3 protein-coding genes are annotated in these 5,508 nt (G+C 55.1%); 1 reads left to right on the top strand and 2 read right to left on the bottom strand.

The window, feature by feature from the left end; translation table 11 throughout:
* The coding region (locus tag H8Q75_RS03400) for a magnesium chelatase subunit H (RefSeq protein WP_297040516.1) at positions 1-3,753 on the bottom strand (3,753 nt) is incomplete at its 3' end.
* 228 nt (positions 3,754-3,981) lie between these two features.
* Positions 3,982-4,647 carry an energy-coupling factor ABC transporter ATP-binding protein gene (locus tag H8Q75_RS03395; protein ID WP_024123945.1) on the bottom strand — a complete coding sequence of 222 codons (666 nt, stop codon included), beginning with the start codon at positions 4,645-4,647 and terminating at the stop codon, positions 3,982-3,984.
* Between the two features lie 25 nt (positions 4,648-4,672).
* Between H8Q75_RS03395 and H8Q75_RS03390 the strand changes: the two genes are divergently transcribed.
* Positions 4,673-5,508, top strand: an 836-nt coding sequence (locus H8Q75_RS03390) for a Sll0314/Alr1548 family TPR repeat-containing protein (RefSeq protein ID WP_297040513.1), incomplete at its 3' end; no start/stop codon positions are given.

Genomic DNA, 5,508 nt, shown 5'->3' with positions numbered 1-5,508 from the left:
GGTGGCCGACCAGCCCATCGTGTTCACGAGCCGCTTCGAGATTTCGCGCACCCCTTCGTAGCCGTGGGCGAGCATTCCTTCGTACCACTTGGGATTCAGGAGTTTGGTACGGCTGTCGAGGCGAACGGTTTCCGAGAGGGTTCGCACTTGGGCATTGGCGGTGGTGGTATCGGCAATATAGGCCTTGGGTTGCTTGCCATCCCCCCGCAGTGCTGCCACCAGCTTGGTCGGATCCGAGTCAAAGTAGTGGCTGACATCCGTGAGGCTAATTTCTGAGGAGTCGAGGTTTTGGAATGTCACATCCACGGTTTTGAGCGCCGTTTCAAAGAGTTCCCGGGCCTGCTGCATCGTCCCCGGAGAATCCGCCGAGAAGGCAAAGGACTTACGGGAGAGATACATATCTTGAAGTTCCGACTCCTGTTCCCAGGAGCTATTTTCCACCGCTAGGTTGACATTGGCGGCGTAGGAACCAGAGGCATTGGTAAAGACTCGTGTGGCCGCTTGGCGCAGGTCAATCCCTAGTTCTGAGGCCTGTTGCAAGGCGTGCTTGCGGATAAAGTTTAGCTCAAGGGGCTCATGGGCTTCGGCAGCCATTTTGATGGCACGGTCAATAAGCGCCATCTGGTTAATAAAGAGATCGCGGAAGACGCCCGAACAGTTGACGACCACATCAATGCGTGGCCGCCCCAGCTCCTCGAGGGGGATGAGTTCCACCTTGTTGACGCGCCCCAAGGAGTCGGGTAAAGGACGTGCCCCCACTAGCCACAGCACTTGGGCCAGGGACTCGCCATAGGTTTTGATATTATCTGTGCCCCAGAGCACCATGGCAATGGTTTCTGGCCACTGGTTGTTATTTTCTGCTTTTTGCCGTGCGAGGAGGCGATCGACCACAACTTTGGCAGACTGCACCGCAGCGGCTGTAGGAATGGCTTGGGGATCTAGGGCGTGGATATTTTTGCCGGTCGGCAGGACCTCAGGATTGCGAATTGGATCGCCACCGGGACCCGGGAGAATGTACTCGCCCTCAAGGGCTTGCAACAGTGCCCCCAGTTCATTGTCAGCGACAATCTGCTGCAAACAGAATTCGAGATATTCCATGAGGGGCTTGAGGGCAGCGGCATCCACTTGGGTATAGCCTGCACCATGGAGAGATTCAATCCACGGCTCTTTGCGCCCCATGTTAAAGAAATTCAGCTTCGAGACCCGCGACACACGACCGTCGGCATCAGCTTGGGCTTGGACGAGGGCACTGACGGCGGCGCGGGTGGCTTCGTTAATCTGGCGTAGCAATTCGACATCCGCCAGTACGCCGCGATCGCTCTGCTGATAAATGTCGTCAATGTCCCGGCCTAAGCTTTCGGCAATCAGGCGCGGCAGACTCTTAATACCGTCCTCAGCGCGATCCAAGCTGGCAATATTCACCAAGGTGGCCACTGCTTCTTCCGTTGTTGGTGGTTTACCAATCACGTGCAGACCACAGGGCAGGAGGCGGCTTTCAATCTCCATCAGCTTGATGTAGACCTTGCCCACGAGGGTATCGCGCTCCTCGGCACTGAGATCCGCGGCGTCCTTGTCGGGGAGAGCGACATCTTGATCGAGATTGACCATACGGCACTTGTCCATGATCGTGTTGACAATCTGGACACCCCGACCGCTATCTTTGAGGCTTTGGTAGGAACCAATGAGATCGCTGAGTTCCCGTAGCCCTTTGTAAAGGCCGGCATTTTCCGCCGGCGGTGTGAGGTAGCTAATTGTGTTGGCGTAGCTGCGGCGCTTGGCAATAGTGGCCTCGGAGGGGTTGTTGGCGGCGTAGTAGTAAAGGTTGGGAATACAACCAATGAGATTATCGGGGTAACAATCGCCGGACATCCCCATCTGTTTGCCGGGCATAAACTCCAAGGAGCCATGGGTGCCAAAGTGAAGGACCGCGTCCGCCTGCCAAATATGGTTGAGGAAGGTGTAGTAGGCAGCAAAACCATGGTGGGGACTGGCGGAGCGAGAAAAGAGTAGCCGCATCGGATCCCCCTCGTAGCCAAAGGTGGGCTGCACGCCGATAAAGACGTTGCCGTAGATTTTGCCGTAGATAAGCAGGTTTTGGCCGTCGCTGTTGAGGTGTCCCGGGGGTTTGCCCCAGTTTTCTTCAAGGCGCTTGGCATAGGGGGTGAGGCGCTCGTATTCGGGCACGCTCATGCGGTAGGCAATGTTGAGTTCAGGACTGCCCACTTGGGCGCGGGCGTCGTGGAGAATTTCCTGCATCAGAGCTTCAGGACTCTCCGGCATGTCCTGCACATCATAGCCATTGTTTTTCAGGGCTTCCATGACTTTGTAGATGGAGCCAAAGACATCCAAGTAGGCAGCTGTACCAATGTTGCCCTTGTCGGGTGGGAAGCTAAAGATGGTGATGGCAACTTTCTTTTCTACCTTGGGTTTGCGGCGCAGATTGGCCCACTTCAAGGCTCGCTGCACAATCATTTCGACGCGATCTTGGAGGGCGATCGCCTTACCAGTCATGCCATCGCGACCCGAAAGAATAATTGGCTCAATGGCGCCATCCAGTTCCGGTAGGGCAATTTGCAGTGCCACTTGAATCGGGTGCAACCCCAGATCACTCTCCTCCCATTCTTCGGTGGTTTGAAACACCAAGGGCAGTGCCACCATGTAGGGACGGTTGAGCTTTTTCAGTGCCGCCACGGCTTTGGGATGATCCTGCTTGGCGGGGCCGCCCACAAGGGCAAAGCCTGTTAGGGAAACCACCACATCCACAAGGGGTTTATCGGTGTGCAGGGGATCGTAGAAAAATTTTTCCAGGGGCGTTGAGAAGTCCAGACCGCCGGAGAAGACGGGAATTACTCGCGCCCCTTGGGATTCAAACTCTTGCACAATGGCGACATAGTGGGCATCGTCACCTGTGACAAGGTGGGTGCGCTGCAACAGCAGGCCAATGGTCGGCACCAGAGGATCTTTGAGATCGGCGCCAATATCGCGACGACTGTTGAACCAGTTGAGGTACTCTTTGAGATCCTCAAACATTTGAGGGGCTAGGGGATGCCAAATGCCCGTGTCGGGGTAGGTGACGGGTTCTTGGTACTTGAGATTGCTGCTGTATTGCCCCTTGAAGACATAGCGATCGGCCAGCATCAGGAGAAAGTTTTCTAGGTTCTCCGGCGAGCCCCCCAGCCAGTACTGGAAGCTGAGCATGAAGTTGCGGGCATCCTGTGCCTTGTCAATGGGGAGGTACTTCAGGACTTGGGGCAGGGTTCGCAGGAGTTTGAGCATGGCATCTTGGAAGCCGGCCCCTGACTTCTCCTTGCGCTTTTTCATGAAATTGGCAATCACGCTCTTAGATTGGCCAATCTGAGCTAAGGAAAAGCTGCCCATTTTGTTGAGGCGCATCACCTGCGGCAGTGAGGGGAAGACAACCGCTACATCGAGGCGATCGCGATAGGGCTGAACGGCCTCGACCACCTTATCCGCCAAGTCCTCAATAAAAATGAGGGAGGCAATAAACACATTCGCCCGTGCCACATCTTCACAGAAGGCGGCATAGTTTTCAGGATTGCGCAGTTCCTCAAGGAGATAGCCACTGATTTCAATGGCCACCTGTGGATGGGTATCGTTAATGCTGCGAACCGCTGCCGACAGCGCGCTCTGGTATTGGGCTTCAAGTACCACATACACCACTCGCAACAGCGATCGCCCATTTAACGCCGCTGGCGCGATATGCCGAATTGTGGACTTGACGTGGGTGAACATGCGTTCAAACTCCTTGTAACGATCGAGACCAAACCCCAAGTGGGGGATATACGCCCTTTTGCTAAAACCATGGAGCACATCGAGGAGGTACTATCCCCCACGGGCCTTCACAGTGCTGCGGGTTTTCCATCCTTGCAAGAAGGGCTGTACCTCTTGTGGTTGTAGCAGAAAATCAAGCTGTAGAGCGACTTTGCGTCCCTGCGGTAACAAATTGCAAAGTTTTGCTACCTAAGTATTAAAACTTATTACAGGACTTGACTGAGGGGAAGTCAGTGGTACTAGACAACCGTTTTCCAATCGCCACCTGCGATCGCTCATCTCCTGCAGTTCGGTGGCCTCATGGGTCACCACAAGAAGACTCCAGTGTTCCTTGAGGCGGCCCAGTAGCTGTACCAATTGGCGGCGCATGGACCAATCCAGACCCGCTGTGGGTTCATCGAGCAAGAGCAGGTAGGGTTGACGCACCAGTTGCACAGCGAGAGCAAGGCGACGCTGCTGCCCACCACTGAGGGATTCAGGGCGGGTGTGCAAAGGCAGGTGATCGAGGCCAACATCGGCAAGAGCACGGTAAAAATTTTCGTAGGGAATTTCTGGGTGGCCAAAGCGCAACTCTTCAAGAATGGTGCTGCCGCAGAAGTAGCGATCTGGGAACTGAAAGACCAATCCGGCCAACTGTTGTAAATGATCCGGTGTGAGAACCTGATCCTGCCATCGAATGATTCCCCGACTAGGGGTGGCCAAGCCCGCTAAAATTTCCAGTAGGGTGGTCTTGCCGGATCCACTGGGTCCGATAATCAATCCCAGTTCAGCCATACCCAAGTCTAAATTAATGTCCCGCAAAATGGGTTGAGGGGTGGCGGCGGGATGGTAGCTGAGATGGCGAACCGAAAACAAGATGCAGACTCCGGAGGTAACGACTGTGCAAAGACGTCAATGGCGCCTATGGCAATACTTTGCTCTCTATCTTAGTGGAGCGATCGCTCCCTGGGTACTGAGTACGGCTGCCCTTGCTGGAGATCCTTTCCGGAACGGCCCCCAGGCGCGACCCATTTCAGATGCAACGGAAGCCGTCTTTGTTGCCCTCTTTCGCGATGGTGACTATGTCAAAGGTAAGGAGTTACTGCCCGCTGCCCTAGAGCGCGATCGCCAAGAACCCCTAACGCTGACGTTGGCTGCCGCCATTGCCTATCTCAATGAAGACTGGGCAGAGTACAAACGCTATGCTGAGGCAACCCTCCGCGCTGCCCAAGCCCTCACGCGCCGCGATCCCCTGCGGGGTAACCTTTACCAAGCAGTCGGTCACTTCTTGATGGCTGGCTATGAAATCTCCGATGCGGGATCCGGTCCTGTAATGGGTACGCCAGCCGCTCTGTTGCGGGTACAGCGGGTTCTCGATCATGTGGGCCGCGCCGAAGCTGTCAATCCTCGCGATCCGGAATTGAATCTTATCCGTGGCTTTATGGAGTGGGGCATTGCTAGTAATGTCAGCTTTGTCAGCATGGATCGGGCGATTCAAACCCTGCAAACCTACGCTGCTCCTGATTACCTGAGATATCGGGGGTTAGCCTTGGCCTATCGCGATCGCAAGCAATGGCCCCAAGCCTTAAACGCCGTTGATCAAGCCTTGGCACTTGCGCCCAACAATCCAGAACTGTTTTATCTGAAAGCCCAAATTTTAGCCGCCAGTGGCAAGCGATCGCAGGCGCAGCAATACTTCCAGCAGGCCCTTGCCAAACAAAACCAATTGCCACGAGG

This window comes from Thermosynechococcus sp. OHK43 (assembly GCF_014466085.1).
In the GTDB taxonomy this organism is placed as follows: domain Bacteria; phylum Cyanobacteriota; class Cyanobacteriia; order Thermosynechococcales; family Thermosynechococcaceae; genus Thermosynechococcus.
This window is presented reverse-complemented; position numbering and strand designations above follow the sequence as displayed.